We start from the raw sequence: 26,092 nt of genomic DNA, 5'->3' as shown, positions 1-26,092 counted from the left end.
TCACGAAAGCTCCCGTTAGAGCATCGTGCGTTTCTGATACTATATCGCGCTCGCGAAAATAACCGATAGACCGAGAGAGGCCCGCTTGAGCAACGATGCTCGCCCACTGACAACGCTTGAACGCTCTCACGCCCGGACGGTGCGCCGGGGGATTACGCTGGTCAACGCCCTGGCCATGGCCCTTGGCATTACGTCTTTGCTGCTTGGCCTGGCGGCGCCCGTTGCGTTCATTGCCGATGGCAAGCTGTTCGCGCCTCCCGTTATGCTCTTGATTGCGTTGCTGACGCTGTTTCTCGTTTCATCGGGCGCGCTATTGATCGCCTATGCCCGATATCACGAGACCACCCTTGCCAACACCGCTACCCCCCTTGCGCGGGACGATCACACGCGAGCGCCGCCGAAAGGTCAATGCCGTGACCGGTGGCCGCCATACGCTACGTATCGACTTCATCGACGATATTCAGCTGCGCTGGCCTTACGGCGCCGACCCCATTTTCGACCCGCTGGAAGGCCAACACGTCGAGCTGATGGTGGCGATGATCGAAATTCGCCACCGCGGCCCGTGGACCCGGCTTCGCGACTTCCTGGGCTGTGCCAAGGCACGCCCGCGAAAAGTGGCGGTCGTGCTCGAGTACGGCAAAGCCATTCAACTCCACGCCGCGCTCGAAAAGTACGGGCGCCACTACCTGCTGCGTTACCACGCCACGGTGACGGCGGTGATCATTGCTCTTGTGGCGCTGAGCCTGCTCATCTTGATACAGCCCGCCACGACGGATTTTTTGATACGCATCAACTTCTTTTTGAGCCTGCTGGCCGTTTTGGGGTATTTGGCGGGCCTCCTCCTGATCACCCTGCTTGTCGGCAAAGTTATCCGGGCGCTGCGCCAGCGCTTCGACCCCAGTTTTGACGAGACCCCGCACGAGGAAAGGTTGAAGGGGTGAGTGACGGCACTGGGCGTCTTGTGTATCGCCCACGGCCTGGGACGGGCAGAGCGCACGCGATTGATCGTACGCTGGCCATGCTGCGCCCGCTAGCCTACAAAGGAGCCGTGCAAACACTGCTAGAGCGGCTACCGCAGCAGCTCAAGGGTTAACATGCATCGTTTCCTTGCCTGACGTGCTCCAGAAACGCCCGGAACGCGGGCGGCTGCTGTCGCCGGCTGGGGTAATAGATGAAAAACCCGGGAAACGGCGGCGTCCAGTCGGGCAGCAGTTGAACCAGCTCACCGGTCTCCAATAGCGGGTCGACCTGATGGGAGAACTGATACGCGACCCCGGCGCCCTTCGCCGCCATGGCGGGCAGCATCGACGGTTCGTCAACGGTCACGGGACCGCTCACCGCCACCTCGAACCGCGTGTCGCCTTTTTCAAACTCCCAACGGTAGGGCGAGCCGTCGCTGGGGTTACGAAAGCAGAGACATCGGTGATGCTCGAGATCACGCGGGTGGGCAGGGGCGCCGAACTGCTCGATATACTCAGGCGAGGCCACTACCTTCATCTCCAGATCCCCGCTGAGCGGCACCGCAATCATGTCCTGATGCAGCTTTTCGCCAAGGCGTACACCGGCGTCGAACCCATCCGCGACCACATCCGCCAACCGCTCCTCGACCACGATCTCCACGTGCACCTCGGGATATTCAGCCAAAAAGCTCGCCAGTATCGGCGCCAGGTAGCGTTTTGCGGCTATCCGCGTGGCGTTGAGACGTACCCGGCCAGCAATACGCCCCTGCGCGGCGGTGGCGACGGTTTCAGCACTCTCCAGGGCGCGAAAGGCGGGCTCGGCCTGGCCGTACATGCGACGCCCGGCGTCGGTTAACGACACGCTGCGCGTCGTACGGTTGAGAAGCCGCGAGTCCAGCCGCGCCTCGAGGTCCTTGAGAATCTGGCTCAGTGCCGAGGCGGGCAGCCCGAGGTGAGCCGCCGCCCGGGCAAAGCTGCCGTGTTCGACAATGGCGCAGAACGCCTTGAGCTGATAGAGATGTCGTCCACGCATTATGCCTCCATTTGATCACTTCTCGTGTCGATTGTGCCGTATAAACCTCATGGCTCACAGCGGGTAGAGTACTCCTTTCAAGAAAGGAGACATGACCATGAATCGTTTTCACGGAAAGCGCCTGCTCGTTACCGGTGCCACGAGCGGGATCGGGTTGGCGGGGGCCCTGCGCATCGCATCGGAAGGCGGCGAGGTGATCGCCACGGGGCGCCATCGCGCCAGGCTGGAAAAACTCCGCCAATCATTGCCGGAAAACGCCACCGTACTGCACAACGACGCTTCGCAACCTGATGAGGCCCAAGTGCTCACTGACCTGGTGGCCGACAAGGGCGGGCTGGATGGGCTCTGGCTGAATGCCGGCGTTGCGCGCGTGGCGCCGCTGGAGGACATTACGCCCGAGGCGTTTGATCAGATCATCGGCGCCAACCTGAAAGGCCCGGTGCTCCAGATGGCGGCGCTATCGAATCATCTTCGCGAAGGCGCTTCGATCCTGGTCACCAGTTCGACCTCGGCTTACGAGGGTGCCCCGGCCACGAGCCTTTACGCCGCCGCCAAGGCCGCCCTGGTCGCACTCGTGCGCTGCTGGGCCGCCGAGCTGGGCAAGAGGCGTATTCGCGTCAATACGCTGGTTCCCGGGCCCATCGATACCCACTTTCGCGACTTCATGTCACCGACCTCGCGCCAAGCGTTTGAAGACACCGTCACCTCCCAACTGGCCCTGCCCCGTGTTGGCCATCCTGAGGAAGCCGCCGCGGTGGCCGCCTTCCTGCTTTCCGACGAAGCCTCTTTCGTCACGGGCAGCCAGTACCTGGTCGATGGCGGGTTGATCATGCGGTAGCCAGAAACAGGGTGATCCAAACCTTCCCCATAAGGGCACCCCCAAATAGCCTGGTTGGCTTCAACAACGGCACATCTGTAAACCAAAGCACTAGACTAAAGGTTACAGCGGCGATAGAGTCACGCAGTAAACTCAACAAAACACAAAAGGTTTCCTCCGCCATGTATGACACGTCTCGCGCCGTTACGCTGCCTACGCCCTTAAACCTTGCCCACCGCTCGATGAGTTGGAAGATGATAGCGGTGGTGCTGGGCTCGCTTTTTCTAACGCTGTGCTCCTACGTGCAAGTGCCCATGGTGCCCGTGCCGGTCACGCTGCAAACCTTCGGGGTAATGCTGATCGGGGCGCTCTACGGCTGGCGCTTGGGCGCACTGACCACGCTGGCGTGGCTAGGCCAAGCTGCCATGGGCTGGCCGGTACTGGCGGGCGGCGCGAACGGCTGGATCGCCTTCGCCGGACCCACGGCGGGCTATCTATTCGCCTTCCCGCTATGTGCGGCGCTGACAGGTTGGCTCGCTCAGCGTGGCTGGAGCGGTCAGCGTCCCGCGCTTGCCTTCACAAGCATGATGCTGGCCCACGTGCTCTGTTTGGCTGCGGGCGGCGCCTGGCTTGCACAACTCGTTGGCATAGAACAAGCCTTTGCGTTAGGCGTGGTGCCTTTCCTGGTAGGCAGCGTGCTGAAATCCGCCCTGGCCGCCGTTACGCTCAAACTGATCGCCAGCCGCTCGCGCGGCAAGATGTGACCATAAGGCTACGCGGCCACCACCTGCTTTGCCTGCTCACCTACGTAGGCAAGGGGTATAGCGCCTCCTTTGTGGCCAATTACGACCGGCTCGCCGCGCGCCTTTCTTGCGGCGAGCCGGTGGAGCTGGTCGCGGGGCCGGATGACATCTGCGCCCCGCTGCTGGCCCCCGCGTGTGAGCCGCCCCACTGCCTGAACGACAGCGTAGTGGGGCGAGATACCGCCGCGCTCGAGGATATCAGCGAGACGCTGGGCCGCTCGCTCGCCGTTGGGGATACCTTGAACCTGAACAGTGCCACACTGGCATCGTTAAGAGCCGCCTTCCGCGCCGGGCTGAACCGGCGGGCGTGTGTCGATTGCCAGTGGCATTCGCTTTGTACTGACGTGGCCGGGAGCGGTTATGTTGGAGTGCGCATTCAGGTTACGTAAGCCCATCGCCATCGGATTATATATCCTCCTCTTTCAACAACCCACTCTCTCGATCTTGCTTTCTATTCATGGATTTATAGCCCTTTTTGAAGCACCTCTAGCGATCTCCTATAAGCACCCAATAAAGCGCGTTTCATCTTTCTGTTACGCTATGCGCTTTTTAGCACCACCGGCAAGGAGCCCCGCTTGAGCAATAACACCCGCCCGCTAACGGCGCTGGAAAAGCACCACGCCCGCACGGTTTACCTGCGCGTGGTGTTGTTCAAATGCCTACTGGTACTGTTCGGCATGTTCTTTCTGGTGCTCAGCGGGGTGCTGCCGGTTGCGTTCGTGGTGGATGATATCCGCGCACCGGTGCTGCTCATCGGCTTTTTGATGGTGCTGGATCTGGTCGTGGCGGCGCTGGGCGTCTTTTTGGTCGCCCACGGATTGGGGCGGGCCACCACGCTCAAGCACACTACTACGCAACTGCGCGGCCGGTTGATCGAAAAAAAACGTACCGCCAGTGCAGGCAACGGCGGCGGGCGTTATACCGTGTACACCTACTTCATCAACGACGTGCAGATCTCCTGGCCGCCTGGGGCCGAACGCCTCTACAAGCCCCTGATCGATCAAACGATCACCCTGACGGTGGCCATGATCGACATCAGAAGCCGCCCCCGGTTGCAGGCGCTGGTGAAGTGCTTTGGCATCGACCCGGACAAGGAGAAGAGCCCGGGCCTGGGCGTGGTGCTCAAATGCCAGAAAGCGATCAATGTACACGGCGCACTCGAAAAGTACGGGCGCTATTACTTGCTGCGCTACCAGCTCAAACTGGCGGCGGGCTTTGGCTTCTTCGCGGGCCTGGCTTTACTGTTTTTCATGCACCCGGCCTCGAACGGCTGGATGGTGCAGCAGAGCCCCCTCATGCAGGGCATGACCATTACCGGCTACATCTTTGGAAGCATTGTGCTGGCGGCGTTGGTGGCTAACGGGTACCCGGCACTGCGCAAGCGGCTGAATGCGGATTACGACGCTACGCCGCATGAGGAGCGGCTGCGAGGCTGAGGCGCTATTCATAATGGACCCAAGGGGCCTTGCTTGCGCAGGCGCTATAGACAGGCGCAGAATCAAAAACGACTCTGCGCCTACATGGACACTACAACATGTCTTTGCACGTTTGGCTGACGTTTTCCGTTGCCTACCTTCTGATTACCCTCTCACCAGGCCCCAACGTGCTGTTGGTCATTCGCAATACATTAAGGTACGGCGCGACCGGTACGGTGATCGCGCTCACTGGTAACCTTCTTGCCCAGCTGTTCACCATCTTGCTGGTGGCACTGGGCGTGGGCACCTTGCTCAGCACCCTGCCCACCGCGTTTACGGTATTGAAGGTGATCGGGGCGGCTTACCTTGTTTATCTTGGCGTGGCTCAGTTAGTGACCTCTTTCAAGACACCCGCTGCGGCCCAACAGGTAGTGGGCAGTACGCCATCAAGGCACCGCTCTCTGCTGCTGGAAGCGTTTTTGGTGTCTATCAGTAATCCCAAGACCCTGCTGTTTCTATCCGCCTTTCTGCCGCAGTTTCTTGATCACATGACAGGCGTGACCCGCCAATTCGCCCTCATGTACCTCACCATCGCGCTGATCGTGATCGGCGTACACTCAAGCTACGCGCTAGCGGTACGGCGCTTGGGGCATCACTTTCAAAGCCCGCGATGGAAAGCAGCGTTCAGTCGTATCAGCGGCACGCTGTTTATCGGCATGGGTATTCGGCTGGTCGGTAGCCGCACATAGTGTGTAAGTAGATAACCGATACAACGAATAATGCCCGCTCCCTCACGACCAAACCGATAAACCACTCTACCCGCTTGGCCCTAAATCCAATATTTAGCGCCTAATCCATGTTAAAGCGCTTTAACCAATAAAATATTGGATTTAAATAGCCTTTACCGCAGGCCATCACCCACCCGACGCTGCGCGGATTGTGGTGCAAACGAAGTCGAAGCAGCTTGGCACAGCCGATTCAAGGTATCAGGCTCTTGATGCCTGATACGCCCGTTGCGGCCTCCACTACGGCGAATGTGCCTTCTTGAAGGGAACGAGGTGAAACGTTCCCACTACCACCGAGCCCACCAAAAAGCCAATGAGCGCAGAACACAGCGTATTGAAGCTCCAGCCCAGCAGGCCGCCCAGGGCACCGGTTGCTTCGCCAATGTCATGCTCGATATGGTGCACCCAATCGTAGGGCGCGTTGAACCACCCCATGCCATCCGCCCCCAGGTTGGCCATCAGAATATGCCCACCCACCCAGAGCATAGCGATGGTACCCACCACCGAGATGGTCGCCAGCACCTTGGGCATGGCCGTCACCAGGCTACGGCCCAGTGTTTGTATTCCGGGGCTCTTACGCCTGGCAAGTTTCAGGCCGATATCATCCATCCTGACCAGCAGCGCTACCACGCCATACACCAAAATGGTGATGACCAACGCGACCACTATCAGACTCACCAGCTGTGACCAGAACCCCTGATGAGAAACCGTGGAAAGCGCGATCACCATGATTTCCGCAGACAGAATCAGGTCAGTGCGAACGGCACCACTCACGATCTTTTTCTCGGCCTCCGGCCCCTTTTCGACCGCTGGCTTGTCGTCGTCATGCTCGCCGGATAGCTTGTGCCAGACCTTTTCCGCGCCCTCGAAGGCCAGGTAGGTGCCGCCCACCATCAGGATGATCGGCAATAACGCGGGCAAAAAGTGATTCAGGAGCAGCGCCGCCGGCAGGATAATTATCAGCTTGTTGCGAATGGAGCCCAGCGCGATCCGCTTCACGATCGAAAGCTCACGCTCTGCCGTTACCCCGTGCAAATATTGCGGCGTTACCGCCGTATCATCGACCACCACCCCGGCCGCCTTCGCCGTTGCCCGCCCAGCGGCTGCACTTACATCGTCCAGTGACGCGGCAGCCAGCTTCGCCAGGGCGGCAATGTCATCCAGCAATCCAATCAAGCCGCCTATGGCCATGGATGTTTTCTCCGTGAATAACAGTTGTAGATAGTAAAGCACATAGCGACTTGGACGGAGCGCGTCTCTTCACACATCAAATGCTATTCGTGCCAGGGTCTGCTCAAGTTCATGGCGATCCGCCTGGCGCTTGGCCTTCGAGCGACGGGTAAGGTTTTGCAGCTTTCGCCCTACCCCTGGCAATGCTGCTGCTTCCTCTAAATGGATCAATTCAAAATCAGGCTGCTCATCTTCGACGGACCATAGAAAGTCACAGGAGGGCTTATCCAGCTTTTTAGAAATCCATAGCAGTAGCTGTGCTCTGTTCTCAAGCAGTTGCGCCGCCGTCACCGGCTTGGCGGTCATTCCCTTGAAATGGGCATCGAAGAGCGTCTCAAAATCCACTGGTTCCCTGGGAGCCAGAAGTTCCCAGGCCGGTTTAGGGCTACACGTTAGATACACCAGAAAGGTTCGCCATAATGTCGCATCGGCCCGTTCATCTTCCAGCAGCAAGCCAATGTCGAACAGATCCCTGGGATGTTGACGAGACAAGGCCGCCGCCAGTTTTCCAGCGTAGAGATCGGCAAAATCGAGCACCTGCGTTGAGGCAAAGCCGAAGGCCTGTTCGACTTCCGGTTGGACCACCATCATTCGAACCGGGTGTACTGTGCCGCGCATCACTGGGGTTGTTTCAATCTGCACACGCGCCCGGCCACGGCTGCAAATTAAGCGTGTGATCCCCCTGTGTTCGCGCCACCTGATGTTTGCACTTGTAATTGCAAAGGACGGGCACGCAAGGTCTCCGCCAACTGCTCTAGTGCTGCGGCAATATCCGCCACACCTGCCTCAAAATTCTGCACAGGAAGCCAGGTCAAGTCGATATCCACCGATAGCCTGGGGAGATCATGCTCAAACAAGTTGATGGCAGTACCCCCCTTCAGTGCAAAGCGGGTTTCCTTTGCCAGCACCGGCAGGATATCTACCAGCAATTGCACACGGTCGCTGTAGCGTTTATCCCAGCTGCTCATCAAGGTCTCCCGGCAGAACAATGTGATACGTGGGATGCAGGCGGCCACCAGGCACCAGCGAACGCTTCCCACTGCCGAGATTCACCCCCTCTATCGATAGGTGTGAAAACCAGGCGTGCCCATGACGCTCGGCCAGCGCGAGAAACAGACGCTTAGCCTTGATGCTGTGGCAATGGCGCAACAGCATTTCAAGCCGCTGAGGGCGTAGGGTGGCCATGGCCTGCATTAATGCATCCACTTCGTAGACCCCACCCGCATCAGACACCTCATCACACATCTCCAGCATGGCTCGTTCCGGTGTCGAACACACCAGCACACCGCTCGGCATCGCTTCACGTCGTTCCAGCCCCAGGTTCAGCAACGCCTGATCCGTTGTCTTATCAGTAAGCGGAATATCAGGTAGATCAAAAGGTCCTTTGCCGCAGTAGTCGACCCGTTCCACCAACGGCAACTTGCATACCCACCCTGGCAAGCGATCCGGCCCGAAGAGTGTGATAACGGCGGCTTCGCCCAACCGTAGGTAGTGCTCATGCCCCAGCCAAGCCAGCGCAAAGCGCCCACCTATATGCAGCGACAAACCCTCCGTCTCTTGCACCGTGCGCACCACCCCTTCCCATTTCAAAGAGCCTCCTTTACGCATGTACACACCACGCGCCGGGGAGACCAGCCAACCACTAGCGACATAGCGGGCCAACAAGCTACTGTAATAGCCATGCGCTCTTAGCCACCGGCTGGAAACCACGCCGGTATCGTTTAGTCCTGTAAGCAGGCGGTTTAATTTTCCATCATTTTGATCACTCATAATGACTAAAATACACTTTCTATAAACCGACACAATGGGCCGAGTTTAATAAACAACAAAAAAAGTCACTCAGAGTGACTTTATAAGGCATTTAATAAACAAATCCTTGAAGTGCCTTGTGGTCATAGTATGAGTTAGCTGCTTACTTAACCCCCCCCCTTTCAGTAACGATCACCCTTAAACAGCAAAGATCGCCACTACAAAGAGCCCTCCACAGTTCGCCCAAGTAACACCGCATAACGCGTACTACGCCCACCACCAGGCAGCTTGTAAAAGCAGCCCTTTTCCACCAACTCGGTCATATCTCGCGTGGCGGTCGCCTTACTCACCTTAGCCAGTGCCTGGTACTTGCGCGCATTGATACCTTGTACGAACTCTTCCCCCGCGTTATCCAGTAACCGATTGAGTATCTTGATCTGCCGCGCGCTTAATACCGTGGTGGCATGGCGCTGCCAGAAATGCGTTTTCAGAAGCACCCGGTCAATACGCAATAGTGCCTGTTCGAGTGCCTCTTTGAGTGTATCCAGAAACCACGCAAGCCAGGGTGTGATATTCAGCCCGCCCTTCTGAGTACGTTCAAGATGATCGTAGTAGGCCTCGCGCCGGGCCATGATTGCCGCGCTGAGTGAATAAAAGCGCACGGACTGCCGCTCAGCCTGGGCCAGCGCTCGATCGGTCACTGCACGCGTAACGCGCCCGTTACCGTCACCAAACGGATGCAGTGTAATCAGCCAAAGGTGGGCGATACCGGCACGCACCAAAGGATCGAGCCCTTCCGGTGGATGATTGAACCACTCAAGGAACGCCTCGAGTTCCGCTTCCAACTGAGCACGCGGTGGCGCCTCAAAATGTACCTTCGGACGATCTATCCGACCCGAAACGACCTGCATGGGATGATCGCCGCGTAGCTCATTAACGCGTACCTCGCTTATCAGACCAGGACGCTGCACGAAGAGCAAAGACTGCCAGTGGCATAGCTGCTTCAGGGAGAGGGGATCATCGGGCTGATGGGTCGATTGAAGCAGCAGCTCGATCAGCGCTTCAGATTCCGGCGTGGTTCGGTGAGTAACGCCCGCCTGCTCTAACCCCAAATGGCGAGCCACCGATGAGCGCACGGACCCCACGTCCAAACGCTCCCCTTCGATCTCGCTGGTGCGAATAGCGTTCTGAATGAGCGCGTCCATTTCCACGGTTAAATCCGTGTGTTCAGACGTTGCATCCGTTCGCCCCACCACGCGGCCTTGCAACAGCCTTACGGCATTCAGCAGGGGGCGCAAAGTGGGCTCATCCCACTCGAATAAAGGCCAGTTGCGTTGCTCCCATATATGCATGAGCCGATTACCACGCTTATTCGAATCAAATTATGAGCCGATTATGGCGTTTATTCGGCTCAAACGCTAATCGACGGCAAAGCCAACGTTGTCGGCCGACCCACTGCATCGACTTTAAGTAAACCGCCATGAAGCTGACAAGAGCTACCCTGAAACCTTCATTCTCGTACAACCGTTGAGTGTCTTCAGGTTCTCGAACGCCCTTAGTGACGACCAAACCCTCGCCAATCAATGAAATGGGCTGCGCAAAAAGTTATTATCCTGCTAAATAATTTCTCGGCCGAATTGATACACTTCCATACCCTCTCACTGGACACGCTATGCACAACCTATGGATTCCCGTCGTCGCCATTTTCGTCGTGGCGGGCCTGATATTCGGAAGCCAAGCCTACTCCGAGGCCCAGCGCGATGCTCACATCGCCGCGACGATAGCCGAACGCCTTGAAAGCCAAGCACCGGCCGACATCTCCGACTTACAGCGCGTCAACAAGGGCTATGGCGTGTGCGGCGACTACGCGCTTTCAGGCGCTGAGTCCGGCCGCTTCTACTACAACAGCGCCACCAAGCGGCTAGCGCTTGGCACCGATGCCCCGCTGTATCAGGACAACTGTGAGAGCGTCGCTTACTGAACCCCTTGAAAGCTGTTTTGGATCAGTTAAGCAGTAAAGTGGTTACGCGCCAGCACCGCGATCCCGCCGCGCATAAAGTTACCGGTCGGTAATTTAAAAGCAGTCTCGACCCTTTATACCCAGAAAAGTTACCGAACGGTAATCAAACGCAGGTTCCCTATGCCAATCGATAACGCCCCTTCCTTCACGACCATTCGTCAAAGCGAAGAGCTGGGCCAACTGGTCCGTAAACTCCGCACTGAACAAGGCTTGTTGCAGATGGACCTGGCCGGCCTTGCAGGCACCGGCAACCGCTTTATCGTCGACCTTGAACGCGGCAAGCCCACCCTGCAGCTGCAAAAGGTGCTGGATGTATTGGATTTAATGGGGCTCGAAGTGGTGGTGAAAAGAAAAGGGGACGGTCACCATGGCGCGTGACGCCATGCTGCCGGTGAGCCTCTCGCCTTCCCTACCGCTCTCGCAGCCAGTTCACGAAGGCGATAGCGCCAACCAGACAACCAGATTGACAGAGGAGACATGTCTCGCCCGACACGAATTCCTCTCTCGGTTACACTAGCGCGACCGCCTGGAGGGTGAGGTTTTCTCACCACTTTTTCGCTACCCCCTTCCCAACCTGTGATGCATTCCATGTCCATTTCCCAACGCCCTTCGAAGCTGAGCCTGCCTCAGGTCAATCCCGGTGTGCCGACGGTACTGGAGTATCTGCTGCTCAAGTTTCCGGCCATCGATGAGGCGATATGGCGTGAGCGCATGGCCACCGGCAAGGTGCATCGCGATGACGGCACCTGGATTACACCGGCGGCGCCCTTCAAGCCACAGCTTCGCGTGTTCTATTATCGCGAAGTGGCAAGCGAGCCGAGCATTCCCTTCGCAGAGCATACCGTCTATCGCGATGAGCACATTCTGGTGGCCTACAAACCACACTTTCTGCCGGTCACGCCCGGCGGGCGCTACGTCAATGAGTGTTTGCAACAGCGGCTGCGTAAAAGCACCGGGATCGAGGCGCTGCAGCCGGTACATCGTCTGGATCGCGTGACGGCCGGACTGGTGCTTTGCTCGCTCAATCCCGAGACCCGCGCGCTGTATCACCAGCTGTTCAAGTCACGACAGATTCACAAGACCTATCAGGCCATCGCCGAGGTAGACGGCGCTACGTCATGGGTGGGTCGAGAGTGGGACGTAAAGAATCGCATCGAGCCAAGCGAGAAGCGCTTTCGCATGCGGATTAGTGAGGGCGACGCCAACAGCCATTCGGTGATCCGCTGCGTGAAGCAAACCGACACCCAAGCGCTGTTCGAATTACACCCCGTGAGCGGGCGCCGCCACCAGCTGCGCCTGCACATGCAGTCACTCGGCTGGCCGATTTTGAACGACCGCTACTACCCGGTGCTGCAGCCACTCTCGCCGGATGACGTTACGCGCCCTTTGCAGCTGCTCTCCAAGGGCTTCGCGTTCACTGATCCCGTGACCAATGAGCATAGGTGCATTGAGTACGATGGCAGCCTGAAGCTTAACTAGCGTGGCGCCGTCACTTCCCTATCGGTTACTCATCGAAGGCGCGTCTCGAGCCGGACCACCATTTTCATGCCGGCTATTGCATGCTGAGCAAATACCAATGGCGATTGAACATACGCCCGGCACGCTAAGTTCGATTGCCCAGCAGGGTACCGAGCAGACGCCGCTTGAAAGGCTTGGGCAACGCTTATCAAGTAATCGCCGTAAATTACTTCAACGTTGGTCGGCGAGATAATTCACGATCATTAAGGTATCGCAGTAGCCCGGCTCATAGTCCTTAAATAGCTTGTGCCAAGACTTCTCATCGCCATCGATATCCTCTCGCGCCAATTCCTCTATCGTCGACACCTCACGCCGTTTGAACATGCGGTATGCATCGTTTGCTCGAACATTGACTGCTGAGCAATTAAAATCAAAATTAATTTAAAATTATCTAATCAGGATTCAGGAATGCTCTCCAAAACAATCGACGAGGATACCAATCCTTCGCTCTTGCTGACTTTTGTCACGACAGGAAAAGTAAACTTTGCCTCATCCCAAAATGGAGTTTCAGTACTCAAGAAGCTCGTTTTGGAGAATCAATCGGATGTACCTCTGGAAAACCTTACTGTCGAGCTGACTTGTCAACCGGGTCTGTTGCGTCCCAAAGTCTGGAAAATGGATCGCTTGGCACCTGGAAAACAGCAAGCCCTACACGACTTGGAAACCCCGCTGGACACAGTGCTTCTTGGTGGGCTTAACGAAGCTGAAACAGGAAGACTAACGCTACAAGTGCGACAGGACGATGTTGAATTATTGTCCGAGAAGCGCCCCATCGAAATGCTGGCACGCGATGAATGGGGCGGTGTTGGTGAGATGGCACATCTTTTGGCAGCCTTCGTTTCTCCCAACGATACGGTCGTGGCCGGGGTACTAAAGGAAGCGGGACGACTTCTTGAGACAACAGGACAAAGCGGCAGCATGGATGGCTATCAGTCCAGAGACCCATCACGCGTATGGATGCTGGCAGGAGCCATCTGGTCTGCTGCTACGGGGCTGGGTCTGACCTATGCGGTTCCTCCTGCCAGCTTCGAACGGCAGGGACAAAAAATTCGTGACCCTGGCCGTATCCGCTCTGAAGGGCTCGCGACCTGTCTGGACAGTGCGCTGTTTTTGGCAGCCTGTTTTGAGGCAGCAGGCCTCAATCCTGCCGTTCTGTTTTGTAAAGGACATGCCTGGACTGGCGTATGGCTGACCGAAAAGGATTTTGGAACCATCAGCGAACCGGACGTCATGACCGTTCGCAAGGCGCTTGATGCCAGAGAATTCGTAAGCATGGAAACTACCTTGCTCACACAACGTCCCAGCGCTGGATTCGAAGAAGCCGTTGAGCGCGCGCGCGAGCATACTTCGGAGCGCAACGAACACGATTTCATCATGGCCATCGACATTCGTCGGGGCCGTGCGGCGCGAGTGCGCCCTCTTGCCAGCCACCGTAGTGAAGCCGCTACTGAAATAGCAGATATACCGGCACGCCCAGCCGCACTTCCAAAACCGTTGTCCTTGGGAATGCTGCCCGATGAGCTGACCGAAGAAGAACCTTCGACGCCTGCAGATCGAATCTCACGGTGGCAAAGAAAGCTGCTTGACCTTTCGTTGCGCAACCGGCTACTGAATTTCAAGGATAGCAAGCAGACGCTGTCGTTTTTCTGTCCGGATGTTCCATCACTTGAAGATCAGCTTGCCGAAGGCAAAAAATTCCGCGTGCTGGCGCTAAAGGATGAAGACCCAATTGGAAAGCGGGATCTACTGGCAAAGGAGGAACCGGAACTCATAGAAGAAGTGGCCATGGACGCTTTCTCCAAGGGCCAGATTGCAACGATTCTGACTCGCAAGGAGGCCAGCTCACGACTTCTGGAGCTATACCGACGTGCCAAAAGCGACATGCAGGAAGGGGGCACCAACACGCTTTTCCTTGCCGCCGGCTTTCTGCGCTGGAAAAAATCGGAAGGAGATATACAAAGCTATCGTGCGCCACTTTTACTTATCCCGGTAAAGATTACGCGACAATCTGCACAGTCCGAGTTCTTCATCGAGCATCATGAAGATGAGGTTCGCTTCAACACAACACTCCTTGAGTTTTTGAAAAGAGACTTCGAACTCAGGATGCCTGAGCTGGAAGGCGAGCTGCCGCGGGGCGAGAGTGGCTTCGATCTGCCACGCATCTTTGAAGCCATGCGGCGCAGAGTACGAGAGGTAGCAGGTTTTGAAGTAGTCGAAGATGTTGCTCTATCGACCTTTTCCTTTTCCAAGTTCCTGATGTGGAAGGATCTGGTCGATCGTACCGACAGCCTGCGCGAAAGCGCGCTTGTGAAACATCTGGTCGACAATCCGTCAGAGCCTTTTATCGCTGCAGGAAACCCGGGGCTCCCTGACGCTGCGGATGTAGATCGGCGCCGTGCACCACGTGATCTTTTCACTCCCCTGCCTGCGGACTCTTCTCAGCTTGCAGCCGTTCTGGCCGCCGAGGAAGGGCATGATTTCGTACTCATTGGCCCGCCAGGTACAGGCAAGAGCCAGACGATCGCGAACATCATTTCGCAATGTCTTGCCGTGCAAAAAACCGTTCTCTTTGTGGCCGAGAAATCTGCGGCTCTGGATGTGGTTCATCGTCGTCTGGCAGCACATGGGCTGGGAGATGCAGTATTGGAGCTGCATTCCAACAAGTCTGATCGTAAATCAGTGCTATCGCAGCTCGGACGCAGCTGGAAGCGTGCGGCGCAAAACTCCGAAGCAGAGTGGATAAAGGTGACCGACGACCTTTCTGTCACCCGCGACCAATTGAATGCTTATGTCGCTGCGTTGCATGAAAGGGGAACTCAGGGCTTCAGCATCTTTCAGGCTATTGGAGAAACCGTGGGGGAGATGCCGCCGTTCAGACTTTCCTTTCAGAACAAGGATGCCCATGATTCACAAAGCTATGCGCGGCTGAGAGGTATAGCCGAGTCGCTGGGCCGATGTCATGAAATCATTGAGGAGCGACAACCCTTGCCGCTTATTCAAGCGGATGACTGGTCCTTCGCCTGGCAAGCCGAACTTCTCGAGAAGACCACTGTGCTGGCTTCTGTGACGCATGAGCTATTCGATGCCGCCGAGGCACTTGCTCACCAGCTCGGTTTGGGCTGGAGTGGCACCGGTGCTCCTGAACAGATCGGGACCCTTCGCCAGCTTGTCGAAATATCCGTTACCGGCGAAGACGTGAGCTGGTGCCTGCCGCGCGACATGGCAGAGATACAACATCAGGCACAGGTCCTGCACGACTTGCTTGAACAATACCACAGCGCCCTGGGCCGTGCTTCGGCACGCTATCCGATGGAACGACTTGAAGATATTCCTCTGGATAAACTGGACGAGAGCTGGCGACTCGCCCAGGCGAAGATATGGCCGCTTGCCTTTTTTGCGAAATCTTCAGTGCGCAAGCTCCTTCAAACCTATGTCGAGAGCGGTCAGGCTGACCCTGACAGAGACATTGCCGCCATGAGAGACGCCAGGCGCCTACAGGCAGAGATCAGAGAAAATGTCCTGCAGCAGTGTCCTGTTGCTGACGGGGTGAACACTGATAGCGACCGGCTGAGGAACTGGGTGGCGCAGGCAGGCAGCCTGAAAGCGATTCTGGATACCGTTGCACCAAGCGTATCCGATGAGGCTCGCTGGGAAACAGCCAAGCTCAGTCTGGCCCAGCACGCGCAAGACGATCTGCGGCGCGCAATGACCCACTTTTCACAAAAGCACTCTAAATGGAAAAGCTGCGCGGACGCTTTTTCCCACGCTTCACAATCAGATCCTGAAAAACTGTCGCTATCCGAACTTTCCGAGGGTCTCAACAAGATTCTGGAACACAAGGGCCATCTTTCAGACTGGACACGATGGATCAGTGTTCGGCTTGAGGCCGATGCCGCTGGCTTGACGCCCATGGTAGAGGCCATCGAAGAGGGTCGCCTTGAAGGTGATGTCGAGGCCGCCTTCGTGTCCGCATATGCCGCTTGGTGGCTGCCACTGGCGATAGACTCCCAGTCACCGTTACGTGGTTTTTCGCACTGGGCGCACGAGGACACGATCAAACGCTTCAAGGAGCTTGATGACCAAGCAACGGAGATGGCGGCGAACCAGGTTCTAAACCGTATTCAGCACGGTCTGCCGGCTCAGGACGCTGTACCACGACGATCCGAACTCGGCACGCTTCGGCACCAGCTGACTCTTCAACGGCCCAGTATGCCGATTCGAACCTTGATTTCGGAAATGCCGGACAGCTTTACCAGGCTGGCACCGTGCGTACTGATGTCTCCCCTATCCGTGGCGCAGTACCTGCCTGCTGGACAGGCCGCCTTCGACGTCGTGATTTTCGATGAGGCATCCCAGATCACCACATGGGACGCCATCGGCGCGATCGCCCGTGGGCGTCAGGCCATCATTGTGGGTGATCCCAAACAGCTGCCCCCTACCAATTTCTTTGGCCGCAGTGATGATGGCGATGAGGACATGCACGAAGCAGAGCGCGATCTGGCGTCCATCCTCGACGAAGTGGCTTCGGCCGGTATTCCGACTCAACAGCTCGACTGGCATTACCGCAGCCGGGATGAATCGCTCATTGCTTTCTCCAACTGGCATTATTACGGCGGTCGCCTTGTGACCTTCCCGTCTCCCGCGACTGCCTCCGAGGCGGTAACGTTGCACCAAGTGGATGGTGTTTACGGACGTGGCCAGGGACGCACGAACGATGCAGAGGCGCGTGCAATCGTGCACATGACAGTGCGTCGCTTGAGCGAATGGCTGACATGGCCAGAGGAAGATCGCCTGACGCTGGGCATCATCACCTTCAACATTCAGCAACAGAGCCTCATCCTCGACCTGCTCGACGAAGAGCGGCGGCAAAATCCTGATCTGGAATGGTTCTTCGAAGATGCCCGAGAAGAACCCGTGATCGTCAAGAATCTGGAAAACATCCAGGGCGATGAGCGCGATGTGATGCTCTTTTCGATCACCTTTGGACCGGATCATGCAGGCCGACTCTCGATGGCCTTCGGCGCCTTGAACAGTGATGGTGGCGAGAAGCGTTTGAATGTCGCGGTGACCCGCGCCCGACAGGAGCTACACGTTTTTGCCTCCATACGTGCCGATCAGATCGATCTCACTCGTACCAAGGCCACTGGTGTGAAGCATCTCAAGGCTTTCCTTGACTTCGCCGCGCGTGGCGCGATTGCCTTGCCGGCACGGGACGAAGGCTCGCTGGGTCCCGTCGAGAATGTCTTTGAAGCCGCAATCAAGGCGGCCATCGAGGCAAAAGGATGGGAACTTCGCCCGCAGATCGGCGTTTCAGGCTTTCGAATCGATCTGGGCGTGGTCCATCCGGATCATGCTGGCGTGTATCTGGCTGGTATTGAATGCGATGGGGCAACGTATCATGGCTCTGCTACGGCGCGGGACAGAGACAAGATTCGACAGGCGGTTCTTGAGAATCTTGGCTGGACCATACTGCGCATCTGGTCCACTAACTGGTTTCGAAACCCAGGTATGGTTGTCGACCGCCTCCACACGATGCTTTTAGAGCACCTGGAAACAGACCGCAGCAGGAGAGCATCAGAAAAAACCACCCATGAACCGGCCGATCAGGAAGGGAGTACCACTGACAGCACCACACATACCGAACCGGAAAGTGGCGTCGCGTCAGATAGTTCTGCAAACGATCAGACCTCTGAAACAATGCAGGCGGAAGCCTCATTCGCAAGAGAAACGACCATGGTTGCGAAATCAATATCTTCTGAGCATCTCGCAACATCGGCAGCCACGGAATTCGACCAACCTGTGCCAGACCCCGACCAATTCTATCACCAGGATTACATTCCAACCCTGGAACTTCTTGTAGCCAATATCGTTGATCGCGAGGGTCCCATACCTCTGAGCCTGCTTGGTAAGCGCATCGCGAGCATGCACGGCTGGCAACGAACCGGTCGGCGCATCTCCGAACAGGTGGCCAACGCGCTGGGCCGCGTCGAAATACACCGAGAAAACGATATCGATTTTCTCTGGTCAGCAGGAAGCTACTCGAGCAGGATCGCGTTTCGATCAGGAATGGATCGCTCGATTCGAGATATCTCTCGAGCTGAAATTGCCGAGCTCTATGACCGCCATGAGGCTTCACTTCTCAATACTCAGGACCAGGCTCTAGAACTTGCTCGATATGCAGGCATCTCGCGGCTTTCAGCGGAAAACCGGGCCTATCTAGAAAGCTGCATTCTCTGGAGGTCCTCAAAGCATGCATAAATGTCGAGTCCTGCGTTGAAGTGCCCCCTCCATAGCTGCACAAGCTAAAGTGCAGCCACCAGGAGGACAGAATGAACGACGACAACCCGAGCAAGTGATGGACCGCCAAGCGAAAGGCTGCTGTGGTAATGGACAGCTTCTAAGGCAAGACCACAGCAGCTGAAATGGCGCGCCAGTATGATCTTACCGTCTCAGAGATCGAAGGATGGATCGAGGAGCACTGGCCCGCGCGCTGCGCTTTCAGCCACGTTACTTCTTGAAGCAAGGGCTTGAGCTTGCTGAGCGAAGGCCAGTGGCCATTGAACATACGCTCGGCACGCTGAGTCCGATTGTCCAGCGGGGTATCGAACAGACGCTGCTCAAGAGGCTAGAGCAACGCTTATCCAGTCATAGCCGGAAACTGCTCCAACATTGGTCGGCGAGGTAATTCAGGATCACTGCGGTATAGCAGTAGCTCGGCCAAGCTCATGCTCAACGTCACGCATCCCCCATTCTCTCACGCAGCCATTCCAATAACGCTTCTCTACCCGCACGGCGTGGCGCGCCCTGGCGGGTGTAGAGGGCAATGGCATCGCGTTGCAGCACGCTCTCAGCCACCGGGCGAATCAGTTCGCCGTTGTCGATCATGCGCTGCGTGGTGCGCCGCCACCCAAGCGCAACCCCGTGCCCCGCGACCGCCGCTTGCAACAGCAGCGGATAACTGTCGAACACGGCGCCCTCCGCCGCTGCACTTTCAAAGTACCCCATCACACGAAACCAGCCCTCCCACTCCAACCAATCCGCCGGGTCGGCGTGGTGCTGCAATAACCGCTGGTTTAGCAGGGCGTCGAGACTCAACGGGGAAGTGGCATCCTTGAGATAAGCGGGGCTACAGACCGGAAATATCTCGTCTTCGGCGGTAAACACCAAGCGATGGCTACCGCTGGGCCGGCCGTTGGTTTGCAGGGCGATGTCGAAGTGGCCACTGAACTCGGTGATCGGCCGGGTCGACGTGGCCAGTTGAATCTCGATGTCGGGGTAACGCTGGTTGAAGTCCGAAAGCGTTGGCATCAGCCAATAAAACGCTTCGCATAGCTGGCAGAACAACACGACGCGCTTGTCGTTTGGGTCGCCGCGTAGCGCCTGCGCCTGGGTCGCAATAGTTTCCAATGCTTGGGAGACCGTACGGCCAAACTCGCGCCCCTCACGGGTAAGAAACACACGGCGATGACGGCGCTCAAACAGCATCACGCCCAGATCCTCCTCCAGCGCACGTATCTGTCGGCTGATCGCCGCCTGCGTCAGATGGAGCTCATCCGCCGCCCGGGAAAAGCTCTCGAGCCGGGCCGCGGCCTCGAAGGGGCGTAGCGTTGCCAGCGGCGGAAGCGACTTGATGAAGTTATCCATAATCTGAGCTCATCCATCGAAACGTATAAGTCGTTTGAAGCGCTGCCAGTGGCAGCGGCATTCTGGAGCGGAATTCATCGCTGGAACCGTGTAATGAAGGCTACTCCTGAACGTAAAGACCATATCCTGCAGGGCGTAAGCCTTATTGTGGGAGCCGTTTTCCTGCAGGCTTTGACCGACGCTCTGGTTAAGTATCTAAGCGCCAGTATGTCGCTCTGGCAACTTCATGTCATCGCCTCATTGATATCGCTGCCGATACTGGCCGGATTCATCATCCGCCCTTCAGGCCCGCGCCCCACCATCAAATCATACCGCTGGGTGACGATCAGAAGCCTGCTGCTGTTGCTGATGTGGATAGCCTACTACGCCTCCCTACCGCTGATCCCGCTCTCCGTCGCGGCTGTTGCCATTTACACCACGCCGCTGTTCATTGCCGTACTGGCGGCGTTTGGGGCGGGCGAGCGTCTTTCACGCTCGGCGTGGTTGGGCGTTTTGGTGGGTTTTCTGGGCGTGGTCGTGGTTCTGCGCCCCGGCCGCGACACCTTCACACCGGCCACCCTTCTACCCGTGCTGGCCGCCCTCTTTTATGCGCTGGCCATGCTGGTCACTCGCCACCACTGCCAACACGAACACCCCTTACTGCTGACGCTGGGGTTGAATCTGGCCTTTTTGGCGGCGGGCTCTCTTTTCAGCTTGTTGGTGGCGTTCAACGACACCGCTGCGCTTTCCGGGCGCTCGCCTTTTCTGTTCGGCGGCTGGCAATCGCTTGAGGCCAAGACGTTAATGATCGTGAGCGTTTATGTGCTCCTGTTGATCGCCGTGAATACTGGGGTAGCGAGGGCCTATCAAATAGCCCCTTCGGCGTTGATCGGCATCTTTGATTACGCTTACCTGATCTTTGCCAGTTTGTGGGGCTATCTGCTATTCAGCGAAGTACCCGATGCCATGACGTGGCTGGGGATGGGTTTGATCCTGATGGCGGGGGTGGTGGTGTTACGGCAACGGCGAGTCTGACGCCGTGCAGCTTGTAAAAGCAGCCTTTTACCATCAGCTCTCAAAATCCTGCGCTGCAGTTGCTCTACTCAAGCTCATTCAAGAATCACATTCCATCACTTTAGCCACGCTAGCATAGGGGATTAAAGCAATCTCCTTCGACTCGCCGTCTTGCCAAGGTCGCGTATAAAAGATATCCCTAGTAGCCATCGGAATCCTTAGATCGACACTCTTTAAGCGGTTATCTTCGCTGCGAAAGTCAGGCACAACTTTAGCATCCTCAGTCCAAAAAAACACGGTACAACCACGTCCACCTGTCGCTGAACTCGACATAGCATACCCAACCAATATTTTATTTAACGGCGGCATGATACAAACTACCAGAATAACAATCCCAGCAATGCCTCCCGCACGTATAATCGGCCTAGGCTTTCTAGCGACTTCCCACATGCTCCACACAATTACCATCTGGAATATTGAAAGCAATAACATAGCGATTATAAGAAAACCAAATAACTCCGCTAAACCAGCCCTTACGTTTGACTCAACAATTGCTGCAATATTAATCATGACGAATGTCTGAATAAGACCATATACCAAAAACCCACCCCATTTTGCTTTGGCATGAGCCTTCCAAGCTAGAGGTAACATCTGGCGTGCAGCCAGAATTAAAGACAAAGAAAAAAGTAGTATGGCTGCAATAAAAAGACCTGGATACCCCAAAAAATTCAAGAACGCTGGCCAATATAAAAATGCTATAACTATGATTGAAGGAACTATTAACCCTAAACTCCAAAATATAGATAATCGCATACGAACCTGATGTTCTCGGTAAGAACAGCCATTGTCACTCAGCAGCATGTCCTCTAAAAGACTACGACTAAGCGCTTTGCTTCGGCTCAGCAATATCATCGCTGGTAGTGCAGCTGAGCATGTTAAAATAAAAACGACGTATGCTATCAAAACAAAAAGAGCTGAAAGCCCCGATACAACATCAGGAGAAGTGATACTGAGTGGGATTGCCTCCCCTACTAGATAGCCATGCATTGCAACAACAGAGAGAGCAAGAGTCCCAATGCCCAGTAAAGCCCAATATCTCATCACAAAACCTGCCGCCCTTCGAACCTCGACTTTCCAATCAACTCCTTGGTTCTGTAACGTGCCCGAGTTATACGCCATAATATTATCCACCACTCTAAATCATTCGAATTAAAAGATGAGCATTACACCCAGCAAGATATTTTTCGCGTAACTGAGATTGAAGCACCGACGTCACCCCATCTTCAGTAGCAGCCCGGTTTAGAGTCAGAAGGTCAGCCCTCACTGTTAACGGGCAGGGCCAGCTAGGCAGTGTCAAATGTGTTGACTGTTAGTTAACAAAAAACGCCAGAAAGCGGGCTTGAAGCTGCCGTCACTTCAAGTCAGCACTATACCGGGTAAGGTCACATTTTGTGAGGAATAAAGATAGCTAAACAACCTTTAAAAGGCGAAAAAACTGAGGTATTACGCAACCCTTTAGCACAAGGTCCCGAACAAACTTATGCTGGTGAGTTCGTAGATGGTTTCTCTATGAATGCCCTAATTAGCGACTTGGATTGGGAAACGTACTGCCTACCTTCTATATAATGCAAATAGGTTAAGAGCTAAAACGATGCTTTTGCCAAATACTAGTCACACATTATAAATGTCCAACAGCGAATTTAAATCAACAGTCAACCGCTCCATGAGGCCTAAATTTTATCTTAAGCAGCCTTTTATAAACTCAGATCAATCAAACCTGTAAAGTAGTTTAGACAATACTATACAAAACAAATCATTCGAGCGATCTCAAATCTAAAAAACAGGTTTTTTTAATATTTCCAAAGAATCATATATACTACCATGAGGCCGCAACTCTTTAAATATGGAAATAGCTAAGTCATTCATTTCTCTGCTCAAAATCGATAGCGCGTCTACTTTGCCATCATTATCAAAAATCTTACGACTTTTATCAGGAACAAAAAGAGATGAGCGGTAATCCTTGTTTTCAAGTAAGAGAGCCAGATAACTCCGTGTTTTTTCAACCAGTGAAAGCTTCATATAATAGGGCGCGCTAAGTTCTTCATTCATATGAAAACCAATAGCAGCCAAATCATAACTGCTAAGCTGTTTAACCACACACTTCTTATAATCCGGCATATCTGCTATCATATTCTTCATAAGCCGAATAACAGACTTTAGGTTTCCTGTATAAAGAGCATCGCGATCATTAACCAATTTCATATGTGTGAAGGGAAAATTTAGCAAAAACTTATCATCTTTTTTATGATATATCTTTACTCCACGATCATGCTCTTGAAAGGAATTTTGATATTTAATGGTATCGAACCAGATTGCAGGAACCACATCCACTTCTCTAGCTAGACTACCGCCACTCACGCAAATGCACTTATTATTTGAGCAAACAACATTCGCTTTAGGAAAATTTACTGGTAAGATCTTTTCCGATTTATCGCGAACATCACGAATTATTTGCAAAATATTTCTAGGGTCACTAGAAGGAAAATAACTGCTTGGCAAAACTTTTGGTAACTCTATATTTACTGGATCAGTCACAGGGATAAGCATATCAACGTCGGAACGGCCTTTAATATGTATATCCAAGGCAACGGAACCCTGTAATCTTTTAGTAACGTTTTCCCCTGCAGCATTAAGACTTTTAATCAAGCTATCAGCAACTCGCTCGCCTTCTCTAATAGAAACCTGAGTAGCCGTTTCATCAACAGCCGCCATTGCACCTATTGCGTATTTTACACCAGCCGATTCATTAAGAGTTTCGAAAAATTCTCTTTTTCTAACATCTCGCCCTGTTCGAATAGCTTGATCAGCTGAAAAAGACTCCATTGAATCATAAATAGCCCTCTCACGGGAACCTTGTCGGCGTTCCTTTAGCGAATCAAGGCGACTATTAAAATCAATCATGCTGCTCTCCTTAATAACATAGTACCAAAAGTTCTTCTTCCGCCGCTATTAAAATAGGAAGCACGAGCAGTAGATAAATTTTTGGCTATCTCAATTTCGCAATAACCTTTATGGGGATTAAGCTTATGACTTTGTTCAATTTCCGGCTCATTTTTATAGCTGTAACTTAGTAGCCACCCCCCAGTAGGGCCGTGGCGTTTTGATAATGTTGCGGTATAACTTAAGCTTTGACTTTTTTTAGTTTTCAGATGAATAGATATTTCCTTCCAACTTTGCTCGACTCCAAGCTCCCCCTCCCAATCAAACCTCGTAGTGCCATCCTCATTTAATGTCTGACCATTAATAACCCAAATTCCGTTTAGGTCAGGTATTTTAAAGTAAGGAATTTTCCACGCCAACTTTTTAAAGGCCAAATGCAACGCAAAATAAATAGCCCCCGTAGTAACTGTTGCCCGAGTGAATGCATCAATTCCAGTTAGATTGGTTGTCCAAGCTAATAGTTGGGAGATGCCGCCGGCAACTACGATTGATGCAACACCCAGCCACCTGCCAATTACCGCTCGATCATGACCGAAAACAGCGTAATCATGCATTACACTTGCCTCCCATGACAGCATTAAGAGTCAGTCGAAAATTAACTTTCAAAGCTCTATCTCCTAAGAAAACATTCACTGAAGCCAGAAAGCATTCTAAATTTTAATTTATCATTAAATTAACTATGATGCACTATTTTATACAGCGACAGTATTCTATATTGAAGGTATAAAGCATAGCTTGTTAATGCTGAAAAGAAAAAATTATTTCGAGCCGCGTTTTCTTAATAGTGCTAGCAAAAATTGGCTATAGTGCTTTTGCATGGGTCTAGTCGATATGCAAAAAATAGATAAAGACTTCGAATGCGTCGACTATGAAACCATAACGAAGACTGTAGCGGCAATAATCTTGCTCTATTTCTTTGCCAGCCACTTTCTAAGAACAAGGAGGACATAAGCACTTAATAATAAAGCACTTACCTAAGAAACAGAATTTTGACAAATTACAGACGATGCACTATCAGGCTAGGTAGCTGCTTGATGCCCCTCAGAAGCGTCTTAAACACCCATACGTTGTGCTTATTGATTAAGAAAGAGTCGAAAAATGCTCTGTCACATAACTATAAAACGAACGACTCTCTAGATAGCTGCTACTGTAACCGATACTTTAGAAACATTGTAAAGCTTCACTTCTCCGCCAATAGCCAAACTAGGATTAAATAGAGCGAGATTGATGCCATCGCTAACTGAACTACGATAGACCACACCGTCGAACCCTGTCTTCTTAATAAATTCACAAAGATACTGGCTCGGAATGTAGTCGATTGCCGCACCAGTCGGTTGAACAGGCCGAGTCAATTCCTCGCCAAGACGCTCAAGGAATGGCAAATCGGCACGCAGTTGGTCAATGGCACTAGACTCTGAAAAAATGAAAGGTGAAACGAGCTTGCGCGGATTACGCAAGTCCACTGCTTTAATCTCTGGGATCGTGAAATCGGCGACGCAAGCAATCTCACCAGTATGAGGCCTGATCTCAGCCGCAGCAGTTTCGGGGAGTGATCCCAAATAAAGATAGGGAATGCCTGCTGGATTGGCTCGACCATGTGATGAGCGCCTTTTCGGTGGCGCTCCCATCTTTTCAATTTGAAAAATCTCATCTTCGGTTCGGATACGCGCTCGATACCATTGACGGGGTAATTGCCGCGCCAACAGCATTTCGAGAAGTTCACGGAGACGCTCTTGATCGATTTCAACATCAAGAAACCAGCGATTAGCATACATCATCTCGTCACGAAGCTTGTCCCACTGCGCGAGACCTTCACTGATATAGCTTGAAGACGGTGCAAAGCCTTTTCTTACGATTTCACCATCATCGAGAATCTCGCCAAGTAGCTCCTTAGCGTGGGCAGTGTCCATGCACCTGTGACTGAAGAGCTGCCAATCTTCCTTCATCCACTCAACCAGCAGCTTACCACCCTCACTAGGCTCATAAATATTAACTAAAAGTTCAAAATAGTCAGCGAGCTTAAAAGGCTCTAACAGTTGCGTACCTTCGGTACCACAGAAATTGCAGGTTCCATAATCGGGATCGAGAGACGGGAAGAGCTCGTCACGCAAGGCACGATCATCGAA

Annotated in this window: 22 protein-coding genes and 1 pseudogene; 11 read left to right on the top strand and 12 right to left on the bottom strand. The window is 54.2% G+C overall.

The features are described 5' to 3' along the window. Window positions 1-347: 347 nt before the first annotated feature. A complete protein-coding gene (locus ACWHXT_RS03700) occupies window positions 348-941 on the top strand; it encodes a hypothetical protein (RefSeq protein ID WP_447957284.1) in 594 nt (197 codons plus the stop codon). Between the two features lie 148 nt (window positions 942-1,089). On the opposite strand, the gene ACWHXT_RS03695 is transcribed toward ACWHXT_RS03700, so the two are convergent. Further along, entirely contained in the window at window positions 1,090-1,992 is a 903-nt protein-coding gene (locus tag ACWHXT_RS03695) for a LysR family transcriptional regulator (protein WP_447957283.1), read from the bottom strand. 97 nt (window positions 1,993-2,089) lie between these two features. On the opposite strand from ACWHXT_RS03695, the gene ACWHXT_RS03690 reads away from it, so the two are divergent. From ACWHXT_RS03690 to ACWHXT_RS03670, 5 genes are all read left to right on the top strand, one after another. Next, window positions 2,090-2,830, top strand: a complete 741-nt coding sequence (locus ACWHXT_RS03690; protein ID WP_447957282.1) for an SDR family NAD(P)-dependent oxidoreductase — start codon at window positions 2,090-2,092, stop codon at window positions 2,828-2,830. Between the two features lie 161 nt (window positions 2,831-2,991). Then, a complete protein-coding gene (locus tag ACWHXT_RS03685; protein WP_447957281.1) occupies window positions 2,992-3,573 on the top strand; it encodes a biotin transporter BioY in 582 nt (193 codons plus the stop codon). Beyond that, window positions 3,570-4,001 carry a DUF1284 domain-containing protein gene (locus ACWHXT_RS03680; RefSeq protein WP_447957280.1) on the top strand — a complete coding sequence of 144 codons (432 nt, stop codon included), beginning with the start codon at window positions 3,570-3,572 and terminating at the stop codon, window positions 3,999-4,001. Before ACWHXT_RS03685 ends, ACWHXT_RS03680 begins: the two co-directional genes overlap by 4 nt. Before the next feature lie 186 nt (window positions 4,002-4,187). Further along, on the top strand, window positions 4,188-5,048 hold the full coding sequence (locus ACWHXT_RS03675) for a hypothetical protein (protein WP_447957279.1): 861 nt from the start codon (window positions 4,188-4,190) through the stop codon (window positions 5,046-5,048). Between the two features lie 98 nt (window positions 5,049-5,146). Further along, window positions 5,147-5,776 carry a LysE family translocator gene (locus tag ACWHXT_RS03670; RefSeq protein ID WP_447957278.1) on the top strand — a complete coding sequence of 210 codons (630 nt, stop codon included), beginning with the start codon at window positions 5,147-5,149 and terminating at the stop codon, window positions 5,774-5,776. Window positions 5,777-6,052: 276 nt separating this feature from the next. On the opposite strand, the gene ACWHXT_RS03665 is transcribed toward ACWHXT_RS03670, so the two are convergent. The 5 genes from ACWHXT_RS03665 to ACWHXT_RS03645 all read right to left on the bottom strand — a co-directional run bounded on the left by ACWHXT_RS03665 (window position 6,053) and on the right by ACWHXT_RS03645 (window position 10,143). After that, a complete protein-coding gene (locus ACWHXT_RS03665) occupies window positions 6,053-7,003 on the bottom strand; it encodes a DUF808 domain-containing protein (RefSeq protein WP_447957277.1) in 951 nt (316 codons plus the stop codon). Between the two features lie 69 nt (window positions 7,004-7,072). Further along, the gene (locus ACWHXT_RS03660; protein WP_447957276.1) at window positions 7,073-7,684 is read right to left on the bottom strand and encodes a nucleotidyl transferase AbiEii/AbiGii toxin family protein; all 612 of its coding nucleotides are present in this window, start codon (window positions 7,682-7,684) and stop codon (window positions 7,073-7,075) included. Window positions 7,685-7,707: 23 nt separating this feature from the next. Beyond that, window positions 7,708-8,010 (bottom strand): nucleotidyl transferase AbiEii/AbiGii toxin family protein, encoded by a 303-nt coding sequence (locus tag ACWHXT_RS03655; protein WP_447957275.1) that lies wholly within the window; start codon window positions 8,008-8,010, stop codon window positions 7,708-7,710. Then, complete coding sequence (locus ACWHXT_RS03650; RefSeq protein WP_447957274.1) at window positions 7,994-8,812, bottom strand: type IV toxin-antitoxin system AbiEi family antitoxin domain-containing protein; 819 nt, start codon at window positions 8,810-8,812, stop codon at window positions 7,994-7,996. The genes ACWHXT_RS03655 and ACWHXT_RS03650 overlap by 17 nt, the downstream gene beginning before the upstream one ends. A gap of 197 nt (window positions 8,813-9,009) precedes the next feature. After that, window positions 9,010-10,143 (bottom strand): Fic family protein, encoded by a 1,134-nt coding sequence (locus tag ACWHXT_RS03645; RefSeq protein WP_447957273.1) that lies wholly within the window; start codon window positions 10,141-10,143, stop codon window positions 9,010-9,012. Between the two features lie 320 nt (window positions 10,144-10,463). On the opposite strand from ACWHXT_RS03645, the gene ACWHXT_RS03640 reads away from it, so the two are divergent. The 3 genes from ACWHXT_RS03640 to ACWHXT_RS03630 all read left to right on the top strand — a co-directional run bounded on the left by ACWHXT_RS03640 (window position 10,464) and on the right by ACWHXT_RS03630 (window position 12,290). After that, the gene (locus ACWHXT_RS03640) at window positions 10,464-10,772 is read left to right on the top strand and encodes a hypothetical protein (RefSeq protein ID WP_447957272.1); all 309 of its coding nucleotides are present in this window, start codon (window positions 10,464-10,466) and stop codon (window positions 10,770-10,772) included. 159 nt (window positions 10,773-10,931) lie between these two features. Next, on the top strand, window positions 10,932-11,189 hold the full coding sequence (locus tag ACWHXT_RS03635) for a helix-turn-helix transcriptional regulator (protein WP_447957271.1): 258 nt from the start codon (window positions 10,932-10,934) through the stop codon (window positions 11,187-11,189). Between the two features lie 210 nt (window positions 11,190-11,399). After that, window positions 11,400-12,290 (top strand): pseudouridine synthase, encoded by an 891-nt coding sequence (locus ACWHXT_RS03630; protein WP_447957270.1) that lies wholly within the window; start codon window positions 11,400-11,402, stop codon window positions 12,288-12,290. Between the two features lie 255 nt (window positions 12,291-12,545). On the opposite strand, the pseudogene ACWHXT_RS03625 reads toward ACWHXT_RS03630, so the two are convergent. Continuing rightward, window positions 12,546-12,659 (bottom strand): annotated as a pseudogene (locus ACWHXT_RS03625) (IS481 family transposase); the annotation flags it as partial. A gap of 78 nt (window positions 12,660-12,737) precedes the next feature. On the opposite strand from ACWHXT_RS03625, the gene ACWHXT_RS03620 reads away from it, so the two are divergent. Then, window positions 12,738-18,587 carry a DUF3320 domain-containing protein gene (locus tag ACWHXT_RS03620; protein ID WP_447957269.1) on the top strand — a complete coding sequence of 1,950 codons (5,850 nt, stop codon included), beginning with the start codon at window positions 12,738-12,740 and terminating at the stop codon, window positions 18,585-18,587. 477 nt (window positions 18,588-19,064) lie between these two features. On the opposite strand, the gene ACWHXT_RS03615 is transcribed toward ACWHXT_RS03620, so the two are convergent. Continuing rightward, window positions 19,065-19,973 carry a LysR substrate-binding domain-containing protein gene (locus ACWHXT_RS03615; RefSeq protein WP_447957268.1) on the bottom strand — a complete coding sequence of 303 codons (909 nt, stop codon included), beginning with the start codon at window positions 19,971-19,973 and terminating at the stop codon, window positions 19,065-19,067. A 93-nt stretch (window positions 19,974-20,066) separates the two neighbouring features. On the opposite strand from ACWHXT_RS03615, the gene ACWHXT_RS03610 reads away from it, so the two are divergent. After that, window positions 20,067-20,987: a DMT family transporter gene (locus tag ACWHXT_RS03610; RefSeq protein ID WP_447957267.1), complete on the top strand. Its 921-nt coding sequence runs from the start codon at window positions 20,067-20,069 to the stop codon at window positions 20,985-20,987. A 78-nt stretch (window positions 20,988-21,065) separates the two neighbouring features. On the opposite strand, the gene ACWHXT_RS03605 is transcribed toward ACWHXT_RS03610, so the two are convergent. The 4 genes from ACWHXT_RS03605 to ACWHXT_RS03590 all read right to left on the bottom strand — a co-directional run bounded on the left by ACWHXT_RS03605 (window position 21,066) and on the right by ACWHXT_RS03590 (window position 26,077). Beyond that, the gene (locus ACWHXT_RS03605; protein WP_447957266.1) at window positions 21,066-22,160 is read right to left on the bottom strand and encodes a hypothetical protein; all 1,095 of its coding nucleotides are present in this window, start codon (window positions 22,158-22,160) and stop codon (window positions 21,066-21,068) included. Between the two features lie 639 nt (window positions 22,161-22,799). Further along, on the bottom strand, window positions 22,800-23,927 hold the full coding sequence (locus tag ACWHXT_RS03600) for a hypothetical protein (RefSeq protein ID WP_447957265.1): 1,128 nt from the start codon (window positions 23,925-23,927) through the stop codon (window positions 22,800-22,802). Beyond that, entirely contained in the window at window positions 23,924-24,520 is a 597-nt protein-coding gene (locus tag ACWHXT_RS03595; protein ID WP_447957264.1) for a Cap15 family cyclic dinucleotide receptor domain-containing protein, read from the bottom strand. Before ACWHXT_RS03595 ends, ACWHXT_RS03600 begins: the two co-directional genes overlap by 4 nt. 579 nt (window positions 24,521-25,099) lie before the next feature. Beyond that, the gene (locus tag ACWHXT_RS03590; protein WP_447957263.1) at window positions 25,100-26,077 is read right to left on the bottom strand and encodes an RES family NAD+ phosphorylase; all 978 of its coding nucleotides are present in this window, start codon (window positions 26,075-26,077) and stop codon (window positions 25,100-25,102) included. Between the last annotated feature and the right edge of the window lie 15 nt (window positions 26,078-26,092).

The sequence above is a fragment of the Vreelandella halophytica genome (genome assembly GCF_968193635.1).
Note: the sequence above shows the minus strand (reverse complement) of the source record. Positions and strands in the feature narration are given on the sequence as shown.

What these genes read in the sequence shown, in the direction of transcription:
- ACWHXT_RS03695 (WP_447957283.1), bottom strand. Translation starts at nt 1,992, where the DNA reads ATGCGTGGACGACATCTCTATCAGCTCAAGGCGTTCTGCGCCATTGTC.
- ACWHXT_RS03690 (WP_447957282.1), top strand. Translation starts at nt 2,090, where the DNA reads ATGAATCGTTTTCACGGAAAGCGCCTGCTCGTTACCGGTGCCACGAGC.
- ACWHXT_RS03685 (WP_447957281.1), top strand. Translation starts at nt 2,992, where the DNA reads ATGTATGACACGTCTCGCGCCGTTACGCTGCCTACGCCCTTAAACCTT.
- ACWHXT_RS03670 (WP_447957278.1), top strand. Translation starts at nt 5,147, where the DNA reads ATGTCTTTGCACGTTTGGCTGACGTTTTCCGTTGCCTACCTTCTGATT.
- ACWHXT_RS03665 (WP_447957277.1), bottom strand. Translation starts at nt 7,003, where the DNA reads ATGGCCATAGGCGGCTTGATTGGATTGCTGGATGACATTGCCGCCCTG.
- ACWHXT_RS03655 (WP_447957275.1), bottom strand. Translation starts at nt 8,010, where the DNA reads ATGAGCAGCTGGGATAAACGCTACAGCGACCGTGTGCAATTGCTGGTA.
- ACWHXT_RS03650 (WP_447957274.1), bottom strand. Translation starts at nt 8,812, where the DNA reads ATGAGTGATCAAAATGATGGAAAATTAAACCGCCTGCTTACAGGACTA.
- ACWHXT_RS03645 (WP_447957273.1), bottom strand. Translation starts at nt 10,143, where the DNA reads ATGCATATATGGGAGCAACGCAACTGGCCTTTATTCGAGTGGGATGAG.
- ACWHXT_RS03640 (WP_447957272.1), top strand. Translation starts at nt 10,464, where the DNA reads ATGCACAACCTATGGATTCCCGTCGTCGCCATTTTCGTCGTGGCGGGC.
- ACWHXT_RS03635 (WP_447957271.1), top strand. Translation starts at nt 10,932, where the DNA reads ATGCCAATCGATAACGCCCCTTCCTTCACGACCATTCGTCAAAGCGAA.
- ACWHXT_RS03630 (WP_447957270.1), top strand. Translation starts at nt 11,400, where the DNA reads ATGTCCATTTCCCAACGCCCTTCGAAGCTGAGCCTGCCTCAGGTCAAT.
- ACWHXT_RS03620 (WP_447957269.1), top strand. Translation starts at nt 12,738, where the DNA reads ATGCTCTCCAAAACAATCGACGAGGATACCAATCCTTCGCTCTTGCTG.
- ACWHXT_RS03615 (WP_447957268.1), bottom strand. Translation starts at nt 19,973, where the DNA reads ATGGATAACTTCATCAAGTCGCTTCCGCCGCTGGCAACGCTACGCCCC.
- ACWHXT_RS03610 (WP_447957267.1), top strand. Translation starts at nt 20,067, where the DNA reads ATGAAGGCTACTCCTGAACGTAAAGACCATATCCTGCAGGGCGTAAGC.
- ACWHXT_RS03600 (WP_447957265.1), bottom strand. Translation starts at nt 23,927, where the DNA reads ATGATTGATTTTAATAGTCGCCTTGATTCGCTAAAGGAACGCCGACAA.
- ACWHXT_RS03595 (WP_447957264.1), bottom strand. Translation starts at nt 24,520, where the DNA reads ATGCATGATTACGCTGTTTTCGGTCATGATCGAGCGGTAATTGGCAGG.